Source organism: Pseudomonas sp. PH1b (genome assembly GCF_000633395.1).
GTDB lineage: Bacteria > Pseudomonadota > Gammaproteobacteria > Pseudomonadales > Pseudomonadaceae > Aquipseudomonas.
Genome location: NZ_AYMU01000013.1, coordinates 21,283 through 39,760, shown reverse-complemented (window position 1 = coordinate 39,760; position 18,478 = coordinate 21,283). Strand labels below are relative to the sequence as shown.

The 18,478-nt window shown below is 64.3% G+C and carries 15 protein-coding genes and 1 pseudogene; 4 read left to right on the top strand and 12 right to left on the bottom strand.

Going from position 1 to position 18,478, the window contains the following annotated elements; all coding sequences use genetic code 11:
* Window positions 1-49: 49 nt before the first annotated feature.
* The 5 genes from U873_RS0121840 to hutC form a co-directional block, all read right to left on the bottom strand.
* Window positions 50-1,015, bottom strand: a complete 966-nt coding sequence (locus U873_RS0121840; protein ID WP_025130257.1) for an ABC transporter substrate-binding protein — start codon at window positions 1,013-1,015, stop codon at window positions 50-52.
* A 75-nt stretch (window positions 1,016-1,090) separates the two neighbouring features.
* Window positions 1,091-2,560, bottom strand: coding sequence for a cytosine permease (locus U873_RS0121835; RefSeq protein ID WP_025130256.1), 1,470 nt, complete (start codon window positions 2,558-2,560; stop codon window positions 1,091-1,093).
* 129 nt (window positions 2,561-2,689) lie between these two features.
* A complete protein-coding gene (hutU, locus tag U873_RS0121830; protein WP_025130255.1) occupies window positions 2,690-4,372 on the bottom strand; it encodes a urocanate hydratase in 1,683 nt (560 codons plus the stop codon).
* Between the two features lie 411 nt (window positions 4,373-4,783).
* Window positions 4,784-5,356: a HutD family protein gene (locus tag U873_RS0121825; protein WP_025130254.1), complete on the bottom strand. Its 573-nt coding sequence runs from the start codon at window positions 5,354-5,356 to the stop codon at window positions 4,784-4,786.
* Window positions 5,353-6,021 (bottom strand): histidine utilization repressor, encoded by a 669-nt coding sequence (hutC, locus tag U873_RS0121820; protein WP_256244710.1) that lies wholly within the window; start codon window positions 6,019-6,021, stop codon window positions 5,353-5,355. Before hutC ends, U873_RS0121825 begins: the two co-directional genes overlap by 4 nt.
* 195 nt (window positions 6,022-6,216) lie before the next feature.
* Between hutC and U873_RS0121815 the strand changes: the two genes are divergently transcribed.
* Entirely contained in the window at window positions 6,217-7,581 is a 1,365-nt protein-coding gene (locus U873_RS0121815) for a formimidoylglutamate deiminase (RefSeq protein ID WP_025130252.1), read from the top strand.
* A gap of 81 nt (window positions 7,582-7,662) precedes the next feature.
* Here the strand turns inward: U873_RS0121815 and U873_RS0121810 are convergent, their stop codons facing one another.
* The 3 genes from U873_RS0121810 to U873_RS36990 form a co-directional block, all read right to left on the bottom strand.
* Window positions 7,663-8,232, bottom strand: coding sequence for a lipocalin family protein (locus U873_RS0121810; protein ID WP_025130251.1), 570 nt, complete (start codon window positions 8,230-8,232; stop codon window positions 7,663-7,665).
* A 33-nt stretch (window positions 8,233-8,265) separates the two neighbouring features.
* Window positions 8,266-8,520: a hypothetical protein gene (locus U873_RS0121805; protein ID WP_011058771.1), complete on the bottom strand. Its 255-nt coding sequence runs from the start codon at window positions 8,518-8,520 to the stop codon at window positions 8,266-8,268.
* A gap of 132 nt (window positions 8,521-8,652) precedes the next feature.
* Window positions 8,653-8,799: a hypothetical protein gene (locus tag U873_RS36990; protein WP_177330301.1), complete on the bottom strand. Its 147-nt coding sequence runs from the start codon at window positions 8,797-8,799 to the stop codon at window positions 8,653-8,655.
* Window positions 8,800-8,802: 3 nt separating this feature from the next.
* Here U873_RS36990 and U873_RS37635 point away from each other — a divergent pair.
* The 3 genes and pseudogenes from U873_RS37635 to U873_RS0121790 form a co-directional block, all read left to right on the top strand.
* Window positions 8,803-9,837 (top strand): annotated as a pseudogene (locus U873_RS37635) (cache and HAMP domain-containing protein); the annotation flags it as partial.
* Between the two features lie 93 nt (window positions 9,838-9,930).
* Window positions 9,931-10,695 carry a methyl-accepting chemotaxis protein gene (locus tag U873_RS37630; protein WP_371261331.1) on the top strand — a complete coding sequence of 255 codons (765 nt, stop codon included), beginning with the start codon at window positions 9,931-9,933 and terminating at the stop codon, window positions 10,693-10,695.
* A gap of 162 nt (window positions 10,696-10,857) precedes the next feature.
* Entirely contained in the window at window positions 10,858-11,130 is a 273-nt protein-coding gene (locus tag U873_RS0121790; protein WP_025130249.1) for a type II toxin-antitoxin system Phd/YefM family antitoxin, read from the top strand.
* A 280-nt stretch (window positions 11,131-11,410) separates the two neighbouring features.
* Here the strand turns inward: U873_RS0121790 and U873_RS0121780 are convergent, their stop codons facing one another.
* The 4 genes from U873_RS0121780 to U873_RS0121765 form a co-directional block, all read right to left on the bottom strand.
* Window positions 11,411-12,013 carry a DUF924 family protein gene (locus U873_RS0121780; RefSeq protein ID WP_025130248.1) on the bottom strand — a complete coding sequence of 201 codons (603 nt, stop codon included), beginning with the start codon at window positions 12,011-12,013 and terminating at the stop codon, window positions 11,411-11,413.
* Between the two features lie 3 nt (window positions 12,014-12,016).
* On the bottom strand, window positions 12,017-13,027 hold the full coding sequence (locus U873_RS0121775; protein ID WP_025130247.1) for a class 1 fructose-bisphosphatase: 1,011 nt from the start codon (window positions 13,025-13,027) through the stop codon (window positions 12,017-12,019).
* 303 nt (window positions 13,028-13,330) lie between these two features.
* Window positions 13,331-14,704, bottom strand: coding sequence for a DUF3999 domain-containing protein (locus tag U873_RS0121770; RefSeq protein WP_025130246.1), 1,374 nt, complete (start codon window positions 14,702-14,704; stop codon window positions 13,331-13,333).
* On the bottom strand, window positions 14,701-18,351 hold the full coding sequence (locus U873_RS0121765) for a DUF2339 domain-containing protein (RefSeq protein ID WP_025130245.1): 3,651 nt from the start codon (window positions 18,349-18,351) through the stop codon (window positions 14,701-14,703). The genes U873_RS0121770 and U873_RS0121765 overlap by 4 nt, the downstream gene beginning before the upstream one ends.
* Between the last annotated feature and the right edge of the window lie 127 nt (window positions 18,352-18,478).

Sequence of the window (18,478 nt, the reverse complement as noted above, 5' to 3'; positions counted from 1 at the left end):
GGATGGCGCAGCTCCCGAAGACCCCGTGGGATCTCCGGGAAGGCTCCACCTACAAGGCCGCGTCGATTTTCCTGGCCGCCTCTTCACTGACCCAGGCATGCCAGACTTCAGGATGTTCCTTGAGAAACACTTTCGCCAGTTTCGGCGACTCGATGCGCTCCTTGGTCATGCGCGCCAGGTTCTGGTTCAGCAGGTCGATCGGCAGGTTGACCTTCTCCAGCACGGCCACCAGCTCCGGGGCCTCGTCATGGAAGGTCTTCGACAGACCGACCTTGACCGTCACGCTCTTGTCCACGCCAGGTTTTTCATCGAGCTTGACCAGGTCCACCTGGCCCATCAGCGGGGTCGGCGACCAGTAGTAGAAGAGAATCGGTTCGCCGCGCTTGTAGCTCGACAGCACCGCCGCATCCAGGGCCGGGCCAGTGCCCGGGCGGAAGTTGGTGTAGCTGCTTTCCAGGCCGTAGCTCTTGAGCATCTCGCTGTTGTCCAGCTCGCAGGTCCAGCCCGCCGGGCAGTTGTAGAAGCGCCCCTTGGTCGGTTCTTCCTGATCCTTGAAGACACTGGCGTACTTGCCCAGGTCAGCGATGTTCTTCAGGTCCGGGGCCTTGGCCTCGAGCTTGCGCTTGGCGTCGCCCTCGATCACATAGCGCGGCACGTACCACCCTTCGATGGCTCCCACCACTGGCGCGCCGACACCCACCACCTTGCCGGCCTTCTCGGCCTTGTTCCACACCTCGCTGCGGCCCACCCACTCTTCGGCGAAGACCTGGATGTCATTGCTGCCCAGGGCGTTCTCCATGGTGATGGAGTTGCCTGGCAGGCTGTCAGTCTTGCAGCCGTAGCCCTTCTCCAGGACCACCTGCATCACGTCGGTCAGCAGCATGCCGCTTTCCCAGTTCAGGCCGGCGAACTTCACCGCCTTGCCCGACTCGCACCAGCCCGCGGCCTGGGCGCCGGAAGCGGCCAGCAGGCCCATGGACAGCAACGTGGTCAGCAGGGTCTTATGCATTTTCATTGTGTGACGCTCCTAATCATGAGTTGGCTTACGGCAGTTAAGAGGCATCCAGCCCTGTCCACGTCCCGTCAAGACTCACACCGCAGCTGCGCGGCCGGCCTCACTCAGCTTTTGTTCGATGGGCGCGTCCTGCTCTACCGGCAGGATCAGGTGCTCGGGCACCGCGCCATGCCACTTCTTCGCGCAGACGTAGTACAACGCCGCGGGCACCACCAGGCCGATGATCCAGGAGATGTCGGTATCTCCCAGGCTCGCCACCAGGGGGCCGGTGTAGAAGTGGGTGGAAATGAACGGCATCTGAATCAACACGCCGAACACATAGATACTGATGCCCATGACATTCCAGCGACCGTAGCGACCGTCCGGGTTGGACAGCGCCGGGATGTCATAGCGCTCTTTGGTGATGCAGTAGAAGTCCACCAGGTTGATCGCGCTCCAGGGCGTGAAGAACGCCAGCAGGAACAGGATGAAGGCGGAGAAGTCCTTGAGGAACGAATCCTTGCCCAGCAGCGCCAGGGTGGCGGCCAGCGACACCATGATGAAGATGTAGAGCAGGCGTACGCCGCTGCCGATATGCCGGCTGCCACGGAAGCCGCTGATGATGGTGGCGATCGACATGAAGCTGCCGTAAGCGTTCAGGGTGGTCACCGTGACCTTGCCGAAGGCCACGGCGAAATACAGCAGGCCGGCAACGATCCCGGTACCGCCGAGGCTGACGATGAACGACACCTCGTGGTGGGCGAACTGCGACCCGGCCAGGGCCGCGGCGAACACCCCGAAGACCATCGAGGCCTGAGCGCCGATCACCGAACCCAGGCCCACTGCCCAGAAGGTCTTGGCCGCCGAGGTGCTGCGCGGCAGGTAACGCGAGTAGTCCGCCACATAGGGGCCGAAGGCGATCTGCCAGGAGGCCGACAGCGACACCGCCAGCAGGAAGCTGGCGAGGGAAAAATGCTTGTTGCCGAGCAGGGCCGCGATGTCGTTGCCTGCCAGCAGCTTGTAGAACAGATAGATGAAGGCCACCACGCCGAGCACGCTGGCAATCCGGCCGATGCCGTGGATCACCCGGTAGCCGAAGATGGTGAAGACCATGATCGAGCCGGCGAACAGCAGGATGCCGACCCAGTCTTCAACGTGCAGCAGTTGCGCCACCGCCTGCCCGGCCAGCAACGAACCGCTGGCGGAAAAGCCGACGTACATCAGGCACACCAGCACCAGGGGAATCACCGCGCCATAGACGCCGAACTGCACGCGGCTGGAGATCATCTGCGGCAGCCCGAGCTGCGGGCCCTGGGCCGCATGCAGGGCCATGACCCCGCCTCCCAGCAATTGACCGACCAGCAAGCCGATCAACGACCAGAACACATCACCGCCCAACACCACCGCCAGGGCACCCGTGACAATCGCGGTGATTTGCAGGTTGGCACCCAGCCACAGGGTGAACTGGCTCAACAGACGACCGTGTCTTTCCGCTTCCGGGATGTAGTCGATCGAACGCCTTTCGATCAACGGTTTGTTGCTTGCACGATCATTCGATGAAGCCATGGACGTCGAACCTCTATGGGCACTGCAGACGATGTCAGCTGTAGGAGCGAGCTTGCTCGCGCGGCGCTGTGTCTGACGCAGCGCGCTGCTTGCTTCGCCAGCAAGCTGGCTCCTACAGAGAGGGGGTGGTTATTGGCCGGTGATCATCGGCAGGTTCAGGCCCTGTTCCTTGGCGCAATCGATAGCGATCTGATAACCGGCGTCGGCGTGACGCATGACCCCGGTGGCCGGATCGTTGTGCAGGACCCGGGCGATGCGCTCGGCCGCTTCGTCGGTACCGTCGCAGACGATGACCATCCCCGAATGCTGGGAGAAGCCCATGCCGACGCCGCCGCCGTGGTGCAGGGAAACCCAGGTCGCGCCGCTGGCGGTGTTCAACAGGGCGTTGAGCAATGGCCAGTCGGACACGGCATCGGAACCGTCCTGCATGGATTCGGTTTCACGGTTCGGACTGGCCACGGAACCGGAGTCCAGGTGGTCGCGGCCGATGACGATCGGCGCCGACAGTTCGCCGCTGCGCACCATTTCGTTGAACGCCAGGCCGAGCTTGGCGCGCAGGCCCAGGCCGACCCAGCAGATACGTGCTGGCAGGCCCTGGAAACTGATGCGCTCGCGCGCCATGTCCAGCCAGTTGTGCAGGTGGGCGTCGTCGGGGATCAGTTCCTTGACCTTGGCGTCGGTCTTGTAGATGTCCTGCGGGTCACCCGACAGTGCGGCCCAGCGGAACGGACCGATACCGCGGCAGAACAGCGGACGAATATAGGCCGGGACGAAACCGGGGAAGTCGAAGGCATTCTCGACGCCTTCTTCTTGAGCCATCTGGCGGATGTTGTTGCCGTAGTCGAAGGTCGGGATGCCCTGCTTCTGGAAGTCGAGCATGGCCTTGACGTGCACTGCCATCGATTGCTTGGCCGCCTTGACCACCGCCGCAGGCTCGGTCTTGGCGCGCTCGCGGTACTGGTCCCAGGTCCAGCCGGCCGGCAGGTAGCCGTTGAGCGGGTCGTGGGCGCTGGTCTGGTCGGTGACCATGTCCGGGCGCACGCCGCGACGGACCATTTCCGGAAGAATCTCGGCGGCGTTACCGCACAAGGCAATGGAGATCGCGCGGCCTTCGGCAGTGTATTTGGCGATGCGCGCCAGGGCGTCGTCCAGGTCCTTGGCCTGCTCGTCGACATAGCGGGTCTTGAGGCGGAAATCGATGCTGGTCTGTTGGCACTCGATGTTCAGCGAGCAGGCACCGGCCAGGGTCGCGGCCAGTGGCTGGGCGCCACCCATGCCGCCGAGGCCTGCGGTCAGGACCCAGCGGCCCTTGAGGTCATCGTTGTAGTGCTGGCGACCGGCCTCGACGAAGGTCTCGTAGGTGCCCTGGACGATGCCCTGGCTGCCGATGTAGATCCAACTGCCGGCGGTCATCTGGCCGTACATGGCCAGGCCCTTGGCATCCAGTTCGTTGAAGTGTTCCCAGGTGGCCCAGTGCGGCACCAGGTTGGAGTTGGCGATCAGCACCCGCGGCGCGTTGCTGTGGGTCTTGAACACGCCCACCGGCTTGCCGGATTGCACCAACAGGGTTTCGTCGTCATTCAGCTCGGTCAGGGCGGCGACGATTTTGTCGTAGCACTCCCAGTTGCGCGCAGCGCGGCCGATACCGCCGTAGACCACCAGTTCCTTGGGGTTCTCGGCAACTTCCGGGTCGAGGTTGTTCATCAGCATGCGCAGCGGCGCTTCGGTCAGCCAGCTCTTGGCGGTCAGCTTGTTGCCACGGGCAGCGCGAATTTCGACGTTCCGGTATTTCGTAGGTTTGCTGTCAGTCACGGAAAAACTCCTCGGCGATGAGTCCAAGGTGCGAAGAGGATTCCATCGACTCTTACGCACACATATTTACTTGTACATACAAGCATATGCAATCAAGCGGCCAACTCCATCGAGAGGAATCTGATAAACCTCGGAAATAATCTGCAACCCTTGTGGCACGGGGCTTTGGCTAGACAGGTTTTTGGGGGCTGGCGTTTTTCGTCAGGCGCGCCGCTGTTACCAGAACCCGCCTTTGCGCCGTATTGGGGCGTTCAGTAACAATTTGCTGCACAGAAGAAACAGCTTGCGGGGGAATACAGGGGCTAGGCCTTGCCCAGCATCGAACGCCTCGGTCCGGGACGGACCGAGGTACAGATCAAGGGAGAGAGGGAGTTCTGCAATGCCCCCAGGCCGGGGGAAACCGCGGATGGATCAGACGCCGCTGAGCTCGATCACGCAGCAATGCCCGTCGAGGGCGATTTCCAGCACCTGGAGATTGCCGTCCAGGTGCAGGCAGTCATAACGACCCAAGGCCTGCACGGGCGCGTTATTGACATCCACCCACACCTGTTCGGCCGCGCTGAACACCAGCACGCTGTGCGCCTGGGTAAAGAACCGCTGCTGGCCATCGAGCCACTGCAAACGGGCGCTGTAGCGCTCGGGGGAATAGATCAGGTTGAAGTCGCGGATCGCCCCGTCGAGCAAGGTGCAGTCCACTTGACTGTCGCCCTTGAAGGCGAATGCATCGAAGGGCAGCAAGGGCCGCACCTCCTCGCCATCGACCCTGAGCTGCATGCCCGAGCCCTGCAGCACGGTAATGATCCGCTGATACCCGGCAAAGCTGGAAAAGCCACCGGACTCGGCAATGTCGGCAATCGACAGGCGCCAGCCGAAGCCATCCAGGCCGGCGCCGGCATCGCGGGCGATCTCTTCAGTGCTGCCACCGCCGTTCTTCCAGGGCATGCGCGGGTAGTCGGCGGCACGTAACAGCGTGGACTGGATCATTTATGAAAGCGTCCTTCAAGGCGGTGACGGGAACCGGGGTGGATCAGGCGCGCGGCCGTCACCGGCTGGCGCCCGGACCAGGTGCGACGGCGGATCAGCAGGCACGGCTCGCCCCGCTCGATCTGCAGCAGCCGGCATTCCTCGGGCTCGGCGAGAATCGCCTCCACCACATGCTCGCCCTCGGTCAGCGGCGCCACCTGGGACAGGTAGGCATAAGGAGTCTGCAGGGTGAAATCCTGCTTGAGATACTCCGGTGCCACCAGCGCATTGACGAAGCGATCCTCGATCTGCACCGGGATGTCGTTCTCGAAATGCACGATCAGCGAATGGAAGACCTTCTGCCCTTCGCGCATGTCCAGGGCCAGCGCACGCTCGGAGCCGGCAGCCTCCTCGCCCAGGGTAATGACCTGGCAGGTGTGGCGATGGCCACGGGAGGCGATCTCGTCGGCGATGTTGTGCACTTCGAACAGCGCCGACTGGCTCTTGGGCTCGGCGACGAAAGTGCCCACGCCCTGCATGCGCACCAGCATGCCTTCGGCAGTCATCTCCCGCAGTGCGCGGTTGATGGTCATGCGACTGAAGCCCAGTTGGCTGACCAGCTCGCTTTCCGACGGGACACGGTAGTGCGGCGGCCAGTTTCCGCTCTCGATCTGCTGGGTGATCATCTGTTTGACGCGGGCATACAAGGGCGCCGGACTATCGCCCAGATGGGCAGCCAGCAGCGAGGTGGCAGTCGGAGTCGGCACGATGGGTCCTTGTTGGTCGGAGAAAGAGGCTAGCTTGCCGGAGTTTACCGGGCAGGCAAACGTCTGTATATGTATATACAAATAACAAACAACCTACGATGGGGTGCTTGAACCATGTCCGCCTTCTTTGCCGAGCGCGCACTGCTGCCTGATGGATGGGCCAACCATGTACGTCTTGAGGTCGGTGCCGACGGGCGACTGACTCACCTGCAGGCCAATGCCAGCGCAGAAGGTGCTGAACGGCTCAAGGGCCCGCTGCTGCCGGGCATGCCCAACCTGCACTCCCATGCATTCCAGCGGGCCATGGCCGGGCTGGCGGAAGTGGCCGGCAATCCCAATGACAGCTTCTGGACCTGGCGCGACCTGATGTACCGCCTGGTGGGCAAGATCAGCCCCGAACAGCTGGAGATCATCGCTCGCCAGCTGTACATCGAGATGCTCAAGGCCGGCTATACCTCGGTGGCCGAGTTCCACTACGTGCATCACGACACCGACGGCCAGCCCTATGCCGACCCTGCCGAACTGTCCCGGCGCATCAGCCAGGCAGCCGCCAGCAGCGGTATCGGCCTGACCCTGCTGCCCGTGCTGTACAGCCACTCGGGATTCGGCGGCCAGACACCCAATGATGGCCAGCGCCGCTTTATCAACAGCACGGACAACTACCTCAAGCTGCAGCAACACCTGCAGCCCTTGCTGGCCCAGCAGGCCAACCAGCAACTGGGCCTGTGCTTTCATTCCCTGCGGGCGGTCACCCCGCAACAGATCAGCGAAGTGCTGGCCGCCAGCGACCAGCAATGCCCGGTGCACATCCACATTGCCGAACAGCAGAAGGAAGTCGATGACTGCCTGGGCTGGAGCGGGCGGCGTCCGCTGCAATGGCTGTATGAAAACGTCGCGGTGGATCAGCGCTGGTGCCTGGTGCACGCCACCCACGCCAACGCCGAGGAAGTCAGCCTCATGGCCAGGAGCCAGGCCATTGCCGGCCTGTGCCTGACCACCGAGGCCAACCTGGGTGACGGCATCTTCCCGGCGGTGGACTTCCTCGCTCAAGGGGGCCGTCTGGGTATCGGTTCCGACAGCCATGTGTCATTGAGCCTGGTGGAAGAGTTGCGCTGGCTGGAGTACGGCCAGCGCCTGCGGGATCAGCGGCGCAACCGCCTGTATCGCCCGGACCAGCCCATGGTCGGCCGGACCCTGTACGACGCAGCCCTGGACGGCGGCGCCCAGGCCCTGGGGCAGGCCATCGGCGCCTTGGCGGTGGGCAAGCGCGCCGACTGGCTGGTGCTCGATGGCAACGACCCCTATCTGGCCACCGCCGATGGCGACGGGATTCTCAACCGCTGGCTGTTTGCCGGCGGCGACCGCCAGGTGAGGGACGTGATGGTGGGTGGCCAGTGGCTGGTGCGTGACGGGCGCCACGCTGCCGAAGAAGACAGTAGCCGGGCCTTCACCCAGGTCCTGCGCGACCTGCTCAACTGACCCCAACCCGCAGGAGCCGGCTTGCCGGCGAAAGCATTCTCACGAGCGCCTTCGCCGGCAAGCCGGCTCCTACGGATGAGCTTATTTCGAAGTCTGGGCCATGGCCGAATCCGACACCCGCCAGATCAGCCGCGTGGTGTCATAACCCTGCTGGCGAGCCTTGCTCAGCAACTCTTCACGCACCGTCTCGTTGACTTCCGGCGTACGCGACAGCAGCCACAGGTAGCGCCGGTTGGGGTTACCGACAATCGCGGTTTTGTAGTCATCGCTGACATACAGCACCCAGTAGTCGCCCTTGGTCGCCCCTGGCAGCAGCCGCGAGAACCAGTTGTCGAACTGGACCCACAGCTTGTCGGTCTTGCCCGGCACCTGCGGTGTCGCCGTGCCACGCGCTTCTTCCCACTTCCACTGCGGGGTCAGGCAGCGATTGAGCACCGCCACCGTGGAATCCGGGAGCAAGGTGTAACGAGCCTCGGATTGCGCGCAGTTGCGCTGGAAATACATCGGCAACCGCGCCAGCTCGTACCAGGTCCCTTGGTAACGCTTGAGATCGACGTGGTTGACGGTCTTGGGCGCCAGCGAATCGTCCCGGGACGTGGCGCAGCCGGCCAAAAGCAGGCCGACCAGAAGAGTGAATACAAAACGCATCATTATTTTTCTCCCGTGGGCCCGAAGCCCCGGTTTTTACTTCAGGCCTTGCCCGGAAAACATCAGCACCTTGTCACCGGCATACTGCACGCTGATAAAGCTGTTCTTGTCGCCCCAGGTGCAACTGGACATGCCCAGCGCGCCTGAACAGTCCGTTGGCTTGCCCAGCAGCTGTTCTACCTCGGCCTTGGGCATGCCCGCCGACAGCTTGGAATAGTTTTCCTGATTGACCTTGCTGCACGCGGCCAGCAGCACGCAGAACGACAACAGAGCGAGAGAACGCAGGGACATGGTGAACTCCTGGACAAAAGGGGGAAGGCCTGGCGGCCAACCAGAAGCTTAGAAGAGAAAACCCCCATCTGGTTCCCCGCAGCGCCGGGTATTTGTTGCCTGGCAACTCGGGCATTTTCCTCTGCAAATCAATCACCTTTTTCCCGCTGCCTGCACTTCGTCGGCTTTCCCGGCGATGGCCTCATGTTCGATGCTGGCCAGTCGACATAACTGCAGCGCAAAGCCCTCTACTGTGGCAAATTGACGCCCCTCGTTGACCAGCCCCTCGCGGTAGTTCACTTAATGACCAGAAATATGAAGTTCAGCCACAAGATCCTGCTGGCCGCCGCCCTTGTGGTCGCCGTCGCGTTCGCCTGTTTTATTCTGTTCAACGACTATCGACAGCGCGAGGCCCTGCGCAGCAGTACCGAATCATCGATGCAGGAGCTGGGCAGCCTGACCACCAGCAACATCCAGACCTGGCTGGAAAGTCGCATCCAGCTGCTGCAGTCCCTGGCCCAGCAGATCGCCGTCGATGGCAGCGGCACCGATAGCCTGAAGCGCAGCATCGGCCTGCCCGCCTACACCGGCAACTTCCAGCTCAGCTACTTCGGCGGCCAGGACGGCGTGATGTTCTCGGTGCCCGCCGGCAACCGCGCCGCCGACTATGACCCCCGCTCCCGCGGCTGGTACAAGGCGGCCAACAGCGCCCAGCAGACCATAGTCACCGAACCCTACATCGCCGCTTCGTCGGGCAAGCTGGTGATCACCGTCGCCACCCCGGTGCAGCACCAGAACCAGATGATCGGCGTGGCCGGTGCCGACATCGACCTGTCGAACATCAGCAGCATCATCAACTCCCTGAACTTCGGCGGTCATGGCCAGGCCTTCATCGTCAGCGCCGATGGCAAGATCCTGATCCATCCCGACAGCAAGCAGGTGCTCAAGAGCCTGGCCGAGGCCTATCCCGCTGGCGCGCCGCGCATCAGTCCCGGCCTGAAGGAAGTGCAACTGGATGGCAAGACCCAGTTCATCTCCTTCACCCACATCAATGGCGTGCCCTCGGCCGACTGGTACGTGGCCCTGGTCCTGGACAAGGACACCGCCTACGGCATGCTCAGCGAATTTCGCACCTCGGCGATCATCGCCATGCTGATTGCGGTGGTGATCATCATCGGCCTGCTGGGCATGCTGATCCGCATGCTGATGCAGCCCCTGCACCTGATGGGCCGGGCCATGCATGACATCGCCGAAGGCGAAGGTGACCTGACCAAGCGCCTGGTGATCCACGGCCACGACGAATTCGGCACCCTGGGCCTGTCGTTCAACCGCTTCGTCGAGCGCATCCACAGCTCGATCCGCGAGGTCTCCTCGGCCACCGGCCAGGTCAACGAAGTGGCGCTGCGGGTGGTAGCGGCCTCCAACTCGTCGATGTTCAACTCCGACCAGCAGGCCTCACGCACCAGCAGCGTGGCCGCGGCCATCAATCAACTGGGCGCCGCCGCCCAGGAAATCGCCCAGAACGCCGCCCTCGCCTCCCAGCATTCCAGCGACGCCCGCAGCCTGGCGCAAGACGGCCAGCAGGTGGTGGACCAGACCATCGCGGCCATGCATCAGCTGTCGGCAAAGATCAGCAGCTCCTGCGACAACATCGAGACCCTCAACAGCAACACGGTGAACATCGGGCAGATCCTCGAGGTCATCACCAGCATTTCCCAACAGACCAACCTGCTGGCCCTCAACGCCGCCATCGAAGCGGCGCGGGCGGGTGAAGCCGGACGTGGCTTCGCGGTGGTGGCGGACGAAGTGCGCAACCTCGCCCACCGCACCCAGGACTCGGCGCAGCAAGTGCAGAAGATGATCGAAGAACTGCAGGTGGGCGCCCGCGAAGCGGTGGGCACCATGACCGAAAGCCAGCGCGAGAGCGAAAGCAGCGTCGGCATCGCCAATCAGGCTGGCGAGCGCCTGGGCAGCGTGACCCAGCGCATCGGCGAGATCGACGGCATGAACCAGTCGGTGGCCACCGCCACCGAAGAGCAGACCGCGGTGGTGGAGTCGATCAACGTCGACATCACCGAGATCAACACCTTGAACCAGGAGGGCGTGGAAAACCTGCAGGCCACCCTGCGCGCCTGCGCCGACCTGGAACAACAGGCCAAGCGCCTGCAGCACCTGGTGGGCAGCTTCCGGATCTGAGAAACCACTTCGCCGGCAAGCGGCTCCTGCCACCCTCCCGCAGGAGCCGACGTGCCGGCGAAATCATTCGATCGCGGACATTCAGCCCTACAGTCACGGGTCTGTACGCCCCCAACAGAACTGGATTAAGACTAAGCTCAGCCCTGCCTTTCCAGCTGCCCCATGAAGCTTTCATCCCAGATCAAGCTCATCAGCTACCTGAAAAACCACACCGCCGAGATCGCCAAGCAACGGACGGCGAGCCGCGAGCCGCAGGTTGTTACCCAGAATGCTGAAGCCAAGCGGCTGGTCATGGATGTACAGAGCTTTGAGAAACAGCAAGCGACCCTGGCCATGTTGAGGCTTTTGGCCCTGGGCCACCGGGAGATTGAAGCCGGCCAGTTGCGTAATACAGGGCAGGTGTTTGCCGAGCAGGAGCAGGACGACCCGCAATGATCTTCAAGGTGGTCATTCTGCATTCGGCAGAACACGACCTCAAAGAGCTCAGACACTACCTGACCAGTCGATTCCCTACCCAAGCCTGGCGTAGTAGCTGACGAAATCCAGCAGCTCAATCTGCGCCACTAGCGCCAGGTACTGTGGGGCATGAGCCGGGTGATCTACGAAGTGCGGGAGAGCAGGGTCTTTATCCACATCAGTGCCGACACACGCAAGGATCTGCAGTCACTGCTGATGAAGCGCCTATGGCGAATGGAGAAGTGATGCTGGCCGGCCGTCAGAAGCGCGAACCGGGCTCATTCAGGAACGCCAGTTCTTCGGCGGTGGATTCACGGCCGAGGATTTCATTGCGATGGGGGAAGCGCCCGAAGCGGGCAATGACTTTCTGGTGCCGTTCGGCGTAGTCCAGATGGTCGGCGAACACCGGGCGATCTTCGGCCGGCTGTTCATCGTGCAGGGCCGCAAAGCGCGAGACCCCTTCGTTCTGCACTGCCAGGTGCTCGCAATGCTCGAACACCAGGTAGATGAAACTGCGCCGCATGGCCGGCAGGCGCCGGTCGAGGTCCGCGGCGATGCCCTGGGCCACCAGTGCCTGGGCCCGGGGATCGCCGGCGAACGCCTTGGGGGTGTCGCGGTAGATCATGCGCGGCAACTGATCGAGCAGCAGCACCAGGGCCAGCCAACCTTGCGGATCCTGCGCCCACTCGCTCAAGCCGCCGGCCAGGGCCTGCTCCACCAGGTCACCGAAGCGCTCGCGGGCCTCGAGGTCCTGGCTGTCGCGCTTGCCAAACCACAGACGCCCCTTGTCAGCCACTATCTCGGCCGGTTTATCGGCCAGACCGAACCACCATTGGAGCAGAGGCTGCCAGGGCGCAAGCATGGTTTATTCCTTGTGGTAAGCGGTTACGCGAGCCACTTCCTCTTTCGAACCGAGGAACACCGCCACACGCTGGTGCAGGCCTTCAGGCTTGATCTCGAGGATGCGCTGGTGGCCGTTGCTGGAAGCACCGCCCGCCTGCTCGATGAGGAAGGACATCGGGTTGGCTTCGTACATCAGGCGCAGCTTGCCCGGTTTCTCCGGCTCACGGCTGTCACGTGGGTACATGAACAAACCGCCACGGGTCAGGATACGGTGCACGTCGGCGACCATCGCGGCGACCCAGCGCATGTTGTAGTTTTTCTTCAGCGGGCCTTCTTCGCCTGCCAGCAGTTCGCCGACATAGCGTTGTACCGGCGCTTCCCAGTGACGCTGGTTGGACATGTTGATCGCGAACTCCTGGGTGGACTCCGGGATCTTGATGTCTTCGTGGGTCAGTACGAAGCTGCCCATTTCACGGTCCAGGGTAAAGCCCTTGACGCCGTCGCCCAGGGTCAGCACCAGCATGGTCTGCGGGCCGTAGATGGCGTAACCGGCGGCGACCTGCTGGGTGCCTGGCTGCAGGAAGGCCTTTTCGTTCAGGGCTTCGTTCTGGCTCAGGTGTTCGTTCGGGCAGCGCAGCACCGAGAAGATGGTGCCGACCGGCGCGTTGATATCGATGTTCGACGAACCGTCCAGCGGGTCGAACACCAGCAGGTAGGCGCCTTTCGGGTATTTGCCCGGGATCTGGTAGGCATTGTCCATTTCCTCGGACGCCATGCCGGCCAGGTGACCGCCCCATTCGTTGGCTTCGAGGAGGATCTCGTTGGAGATCACGTCGAGCTTCTTCTGCACTTCGCCCTGCACGTTTTCAGTACCCATGCTGCCCAGGACACCGCCCAGGGCGCCCTTGGACACAGCGTGGCTGATCTCCTTGCAAGCACGCGCCACCACTTCGATCAGGAAGCGCAGATCGGCAGGAGTGTTGTTGCTGCGGGTCTGCTCAATCAAATAGCGACTCAGGGTAACGCGGGACATGGAAGGCTCCGGAGGAATGGGGGGCTAAAAACCCGCGCAGTTTAACGCGAGTCGAGGCGCATTTCCTCCTCTCAGACAGGGAACCGGCAGATAGAGTTCAGGCGCCGGTTTCAGCGTAGTCAAAAACCCCAGACACGCTGGGCATCCGTGGCGCGGGAGCTGGCTGCCGCTCGGCCGCGCTGCGCTCGTAAAACCTGTCGCCGTCGCTTGGCTGCGGGAATGGGGTTGTTGCCATCGGCGCAGCTGCGCCCCGGAGCACCGGCCGCCCCAGCGGCAGCCCGCGCCCTCGCACAAGTACCCGCCTCAGGCTGCCGGCTTGCGCAACATGCTGAAGGCCATGCCGCCCAGGGCCAGCACCCCCAGGAGCAATACCGCCCACAGGCCGATCTTCTTCCAGTCCGGCCCGCCGGCCGCCACGGCAGCGGCAGGTGCGCCAGTCGCCGATGTCAGTTGCATCGTGCCCTCGACCCGGGCCTGGCCCAACTGCTTGAGGCGCTGTGGGCTGTAGTCGGGGATCAGGGTCGCCAGGGGCAGGTTGGCCGCGCTCGCGGTAGGGTTGCCCAGGGCCAGGGTGTAAGGCCCCTCGCCCCGGGCCAGGAACACCAGCTGGGTGCCGCGCACGGCGAACTCCAGGCTTGGGGCCTCGGCCCCCAGGCCGCCGCCGCGCTCGTCCACCACCAGCCTCAGTTGCTGCACGGTCTGCCCCGGCAGCTGCAGTTCGTTCTGTTGCACGTCCTGGCCGCTCTGGGTCAGGCGATACAGCAGGCCGTTGCCCAGGGGCTGCCACGGCAGGCTGCTTTCACGCCGCCCATAGAGCGTGGCCGGGGCCAGGCTGTTGGCCTGGGTCAGGGCAATCCGCACCCGCTCCAGGTTCAGGCCCATGGGCAACTGCCAGGTGTATTCGCCGGCCTTGGAACTGCTGCCGCCCAGGGGCTGCGACCACACCAGCGGCGACGGCAGGCTGCTGGTGGTGCTGCTCTGCAATTGCGCCGAGGTCAGCACCGGCGCCGCCTGCGGGGTGTTCCACAACAGGCGCAGGTAGCGCGCCGTCTGCCCGGGCAAGGCCACCTCATGCTGCTCGACCCGCTCGTCGGCAAACGACAGGCGCGCCACCTGGCCTTCACCCCAGGCCTGCCAGTGCTGCAGGTCGTCGCTGGCCTCGATGCTGAAGCGCTGGAAGCCGTCGCGCTCGCTGGTCCAGTCCAGCACCAGTTGCTGCAACGGCGCCTTGATCGCACTGGCGTCCAGCAGCCAGCCGCGCAGGACTTCCTCGCCGGCCTCCAGCTGGGTGGAGGGCTGGACCTCCACCAGGGTGCCATTGCTGGTGGACTGCACCCGCACACTGGGGGGGCTGTCGGCAGCATCCAGCGAGTTGTACAGCGGGAACCACTTCACCTCGGTCAGATGGCGCTGCTCGCGGGTTTGCGCCTGCTGGCGCGCCAGGGCATAGGCCTGGGGCTCGCCGGCGGCGTTGAACACGCGAATATCCTGCAGGTCGGTCTGGCTGGCATGCAGCTGCACCGCCAGCGGCAACTCCAGGCGATACCAGGGGCCTTCGCCGCTCAGGTTCAAGGGCACCAGGGACTTGAAATCCCCCGGCTTGTCCTGGGCCACGGCAGACAGCGCCACACACAGGCCAACAGCCCCCAACCAGCCCAGGCTCAGCTTCGAAATCACGACGACACTCCTTCATTCAACGGTTTGCCGGGCTCGGCTTCAGCCTCGACACGCTTGGGCGGCAACGGGGCGAAATAGCCCACCACCAGCAGCAATCCTCCCACCCCGATAAACGAGACGATCCGCGCCAAGCCGCCACGGTTGCTCAGCTCCACCAGGAACAGTTTGGCCACCACCAGCGCGATCAGCACGGCGCCAATCAGCCAGACTTCGCGGCGATGGCGCAGATGGCCGCCGATCATCAACCCCAGGGCAATCAGGGTCCAGACGATGGACAACCCGGCCTGGACCATCATCGACTCCAGCAACGCATCCGCCTGGAACGGCACGCCGCTCCAATGGTGGGCCGCGCGCATCACCAGCACGGTGAAGAAGGCGAACAGCGACAGCCCCGCCACCAGTTGCGTGGCGCGTTCGGCGTAATCGGCGCGGATCGCCAGTTCCTGCACCGCGCTGCGGGACCAGACATAGACGCCGAACAGGGCGAACAGCAGCCCCAGCTCCAGCGGGTTGAGCAGCGGCAGGTAGGGCAGCGGCTCGGCTCGGCCATCGCTGAAGGTATTGGCCAGCCAGAACCAGCCGAGCATCAACACCGCCAGGGGCAGTGCGGCATACAGGCGGTATTCCCGGGAATAGGCGGAGACCGGCCACGGCCAGTTGCGCGGTGCGGCCATCGCCACCAGGTACAGGCTCGGCAGAAGCGCCCAGCCCAGCCAGCGCCAGGCGTTGTACTGCTCGGACAACAGCAGCAGGCCAAAACGCAGTTCCAGGGCCAGCACGCCGATCAGCAACCAGCAGCCCAGCACATGGGCGATGCTCGCCACCCGTTCCGGCAACAGCGCCGCCAGGCGCCGCAGGCTGAAGAAGTGCACGGCGAACAGCAGGGTCCAGGCCAGCCAGCCGAAATCCGCCGCCGGGTGATAGCGCGGCGCCCAGGACGCCAGCAGCACCAGGCCAGCGGCCGGTATCAACAGGCTGCACAGCAAGCCCAGGGACGACCATTTCAGGCGTACCGCCAGCAGCGCCCAGAGCAGCACACTGGCCGCGGCAATCAGCAACAGCAGGCTGGCCTGCCAATGGGCCGGAGCGAAGCGCAGCACTTCCTTGAGCCAGGTAAAGGCCCACCAGCAAGCGCCCCAGGCCAGCAACAGGTCGGACAGACGGCCCAGGCTCAAGGCATCGAAGGCCGAGCCATGGTTGCCCCGCTGCAAACGCCAGGCACCCACCAGGGCCGCCAGGGCCAGGACCATCGGCGTCCAGAAGTCGCCATTGGCCAGGGGCCGCGCAGCATCCGCCAGCGCCACGAAATACCCGTCCGAACCGGCCAGCAGGAAGGTGCTGCCGCCAATCACCTGAAGCACCAGGCCGAAGACAAAACTGGCCCGCTGCTGCAGGTACAGGCTGAGCCAGATGATCAGCAGGCCGCTGGCCGCCCAGACACCACTGGCGGTGTTCCAGGGCAGGACGAACAGCACCGCCAGGTTGATCATCACCAACCCGGCCAGCAGCACCAGGGACAGGCCCCGCAGCAGCCGCGGGTCACTGCGCACCATGTCATCGCGGGCCGCCAGGAGCATGCCGCCGATCAGCGCCAGGCCAATCAGCGAAGCGCTCATCAAGCCGCTCCAGCCAGCACTGAATACCGCACCGGCATCGCCGCCGGCGCCTTGCAGGCGCATCAGGAACAGCGCACCGCCCAACAGCTGCACGGCGAAGGCGGTGAACAGGAAGGTCCGCGATTGCAGGCGCAGGCCGACGAACAGCGTCGCCAACCCGGCCAGCGCCCAACTGATGGCGGTGCCCTGGGTGAACAGGAACAACGGCGCCAGCAAGTACAGGAAGGCCAGCCCGGCCACCGCCAGGATCGGCGCAATGCCCAGCTCCCAACTCGCTACCTGGGTCTTCTGCGCTCGCCGCAACTGCTCGAAGCTGAACAGCAACGCGATGCCCAGCAGCAATGCCCCCAACGGCGCCCCGGCCAGCAGGCTGGTATCGCCAGGACGCAGCTCACTGAGGAAGGCCAGGGCCGAACCCACTTGCAACAACAGAGCGAAAGCCCGAGCCAGCGGCCGTTGCTGGCGCAGGCCGAGCCAGAATATTCCCGCGCCTTCCACCGCCCAGGCGGCGGAGGTCCAGCGTGCATCCAGGCCCAGGGGAATCGCCAGGCTGGCGAAAATCACCCCCAGGGCCAGGCAGGTTTCACCCAGCAGCATGGCCCGCCCGCCCAACAGCACCCGGGCCAGCAGCATGTAGATCAGGCCCAGCGCCAGGGCACTGAAGGAGGCCGCAAACTCCAGGTGCTGAACCAGCGCCAACTGCAAGCCGAACCCCACCAGCGGCGGGCCGAACAACATCGTGCCGTCGACGTAGTCGCCCTTGCGCGCCGACCAGTGCAGCAGCGCCTGGCGGCTGTCGTCCGCCGGTGCATCGGTCATCTCCTGCAGCTTGCGCCGGGTGAACAGCAGGCCGATGGCCAGGTACATGACAAAGAACAGGATCAGGAACGGCTCGGTACTCCACAGCAGCTCCGGGGCATAGGAACGCAGGCCCCAGGCAAAACCGATGCCGAAGGTGCCGACAAAGCCGATCAAGTTCAGCAGGCGCCAGGCCTTGAACCAGGCAATGGCCAGGATGCCGGCGTTGAGCAGGGCGAAGTAGCTGAACAGCGCCACATGGCTGCCGGCGCCGGTGGAGGTGAGGATCGGCGCGGCAAACCCGCCCAGCGCCGCAGCGGCCGCCAGGCCCAGGGCATCCTGGGTCACGGCCAGGATCGCCGAAAACAGCGTCACCGCCACCAGCAGGCCCAAGGCGGCGGAAGGGTCGAGCAACGGGTGCAGGCGCATCGCCGCGAACACCGTCAGGTACAACACCGCGATCCCGGTGCCTTGCAGCATCAAGGCGTAGCTGCTGTTGCGTCGGCGCAGCCACCAGCCCAGGCCCAGCAGGCCCAGGGAGCAGGCGGCGACCCCGGCGTAACGCAGTTCGATGGGCACCACCATGCCTTCAGTGGCATAGCGCAGGAGGAAGGCCAGGCCGAGAAACAGCAGCACCGCACCGACCCGCAGCACGGTATTGCCGCCGAACAGCCAGTTGCGCGCACCGTTGATGGCGCGTTCGATCAGGTTCGGTTCCCGTGGAAGCGCTGGCGCAGGCTCGAGTGGCTGCCCAGGCGCAGGTGGCACCTGGGATTGCCAGACCGAATCGGGCAAGGGCTGGCTGCTGTCGGTTGCCGGCCGTACTGCGGCCGGCAGCTCCCAGACCAGTTCCACCGCAGCGGGTGCCGGTGCAACGGGCTGGACTTCGTCGAGAATGAACTCTGGCAGCGGTGCCGACTCTGCTGCCGGGCTGAAGGCGCTGGCCGGTTCCGGAGCCGGCGCATGGCTGGCGGCAGCCTGCGGCTCGGGCATCGGCTCGGCAGGTGGAGGGCCAGCGGCTTCGAGCTGAGCCAGTCGCTGCCCCAGCGTGGAGAGGGCCACCTTGGCCTGCTCCAGTTCACGCTGCTGGCCGGCGACCTGTCGCTGCACAGTGCCGAGACGCAAGGCCAAGCCGATGGCCAGGCCCACAAACGCGCCAATCAGGGCATCGCCGAACGACTCGTCAACGATCCAGCCCAGCACGACCCCCAACACCATGAACATCCATTGCATGTGTCGACATCCCTAAGCAGTCCATTGAAGGACAGGAGCAGCGTTTTGTTATGCGCCTTGCCCTGGCGGCATTGCGGCCAGCCTACGCCTGCAGGCAGGCATGCGCTTGTGTTTGAAGTTGAATATC

Coding starts and splice junctions, on each gene's coding strand:
- U873_RS0121840 (WP_025130257.1), bottom strand. CDS start 1,015: ATGAAAATGCATAAGACCCTGCTGACCACGTTGCTGTCCATGGGCCTG.
- U873_RS0121835 (WP_025130256.1), bottom strand. CDS start 2,560: ATGGCTTCATCGAATGATCGTGCAAGCAACAAACCGTTGATCGAAAGG.
- U873_RS0121825 (WP_025130254.1), bottom strand. CDS start 5,356: ATGATCCAGTCCACGCTGTTACGTGCCGCCGACTACCCGCGCATGCCC.
- hutC (WP_256244710.1), bottom strand. CDS start 6,021: ATGATCACCCAGCAGATCGAGAGCGGAAACTGGCCGCCGCACTACCGT.
- U873_RS0121815 (WP_025130252.1), top strand. CDS start 6,217: ATGTCCGCCTTCTTTGCCGAGCGCGCACTGCTGCCTGATGGATGGGCC.
- U873_RS0121810 (WP_025130251.1), bottom strand. CDS start 8,232: ATGATGCGTTTTGTATTCACTCTTCTGGTCGGCCTGCTTTTGGCCGGC.
- U873_RS0121805 (WP_011058771.1), bottom strand. CDS start 8,520: ATGTCCCTGCGTTCTCTCGCTCTGTTGTCGTTCTGCGTGCTGCTGGCC.
- U873_RS37630 (WP_371261331.1), top strand. CDS start 9,931: ATGTTCAACTCCGACCAGCAGGCCTCACGCACCAGCAGCGTGGCCGCG.
- U873_RS0121790 (WP_025130249.1), top strand. CDS start 10,858: ATGAAGCTTTCATCCCAGATCAAGCTCATCAGCTACCTGAAAAACCAC.
- U873_RS0121780 (WP_025130248.1), bottom strand. CDS start 12,013: ATGCTTGCGCCCTGGCAGCCTCTGCTCCAATGGTGGTTCGGTCTGGCC.
- U873_RS0121775 (WP_025130247.1), bottom strand. CDS start 13,027: ATGTCCCGCGTTACCCTGAGTCGCTATTTGATTGAGCAGACCCGCAGC.
- U873_RS0121765 (WP_025130245.1), bottom strand. CDS start 18,351: ATGCAATGGATGTTCATGGTGTTGGGGGTCGTGCTGGGCTGGATCGTT.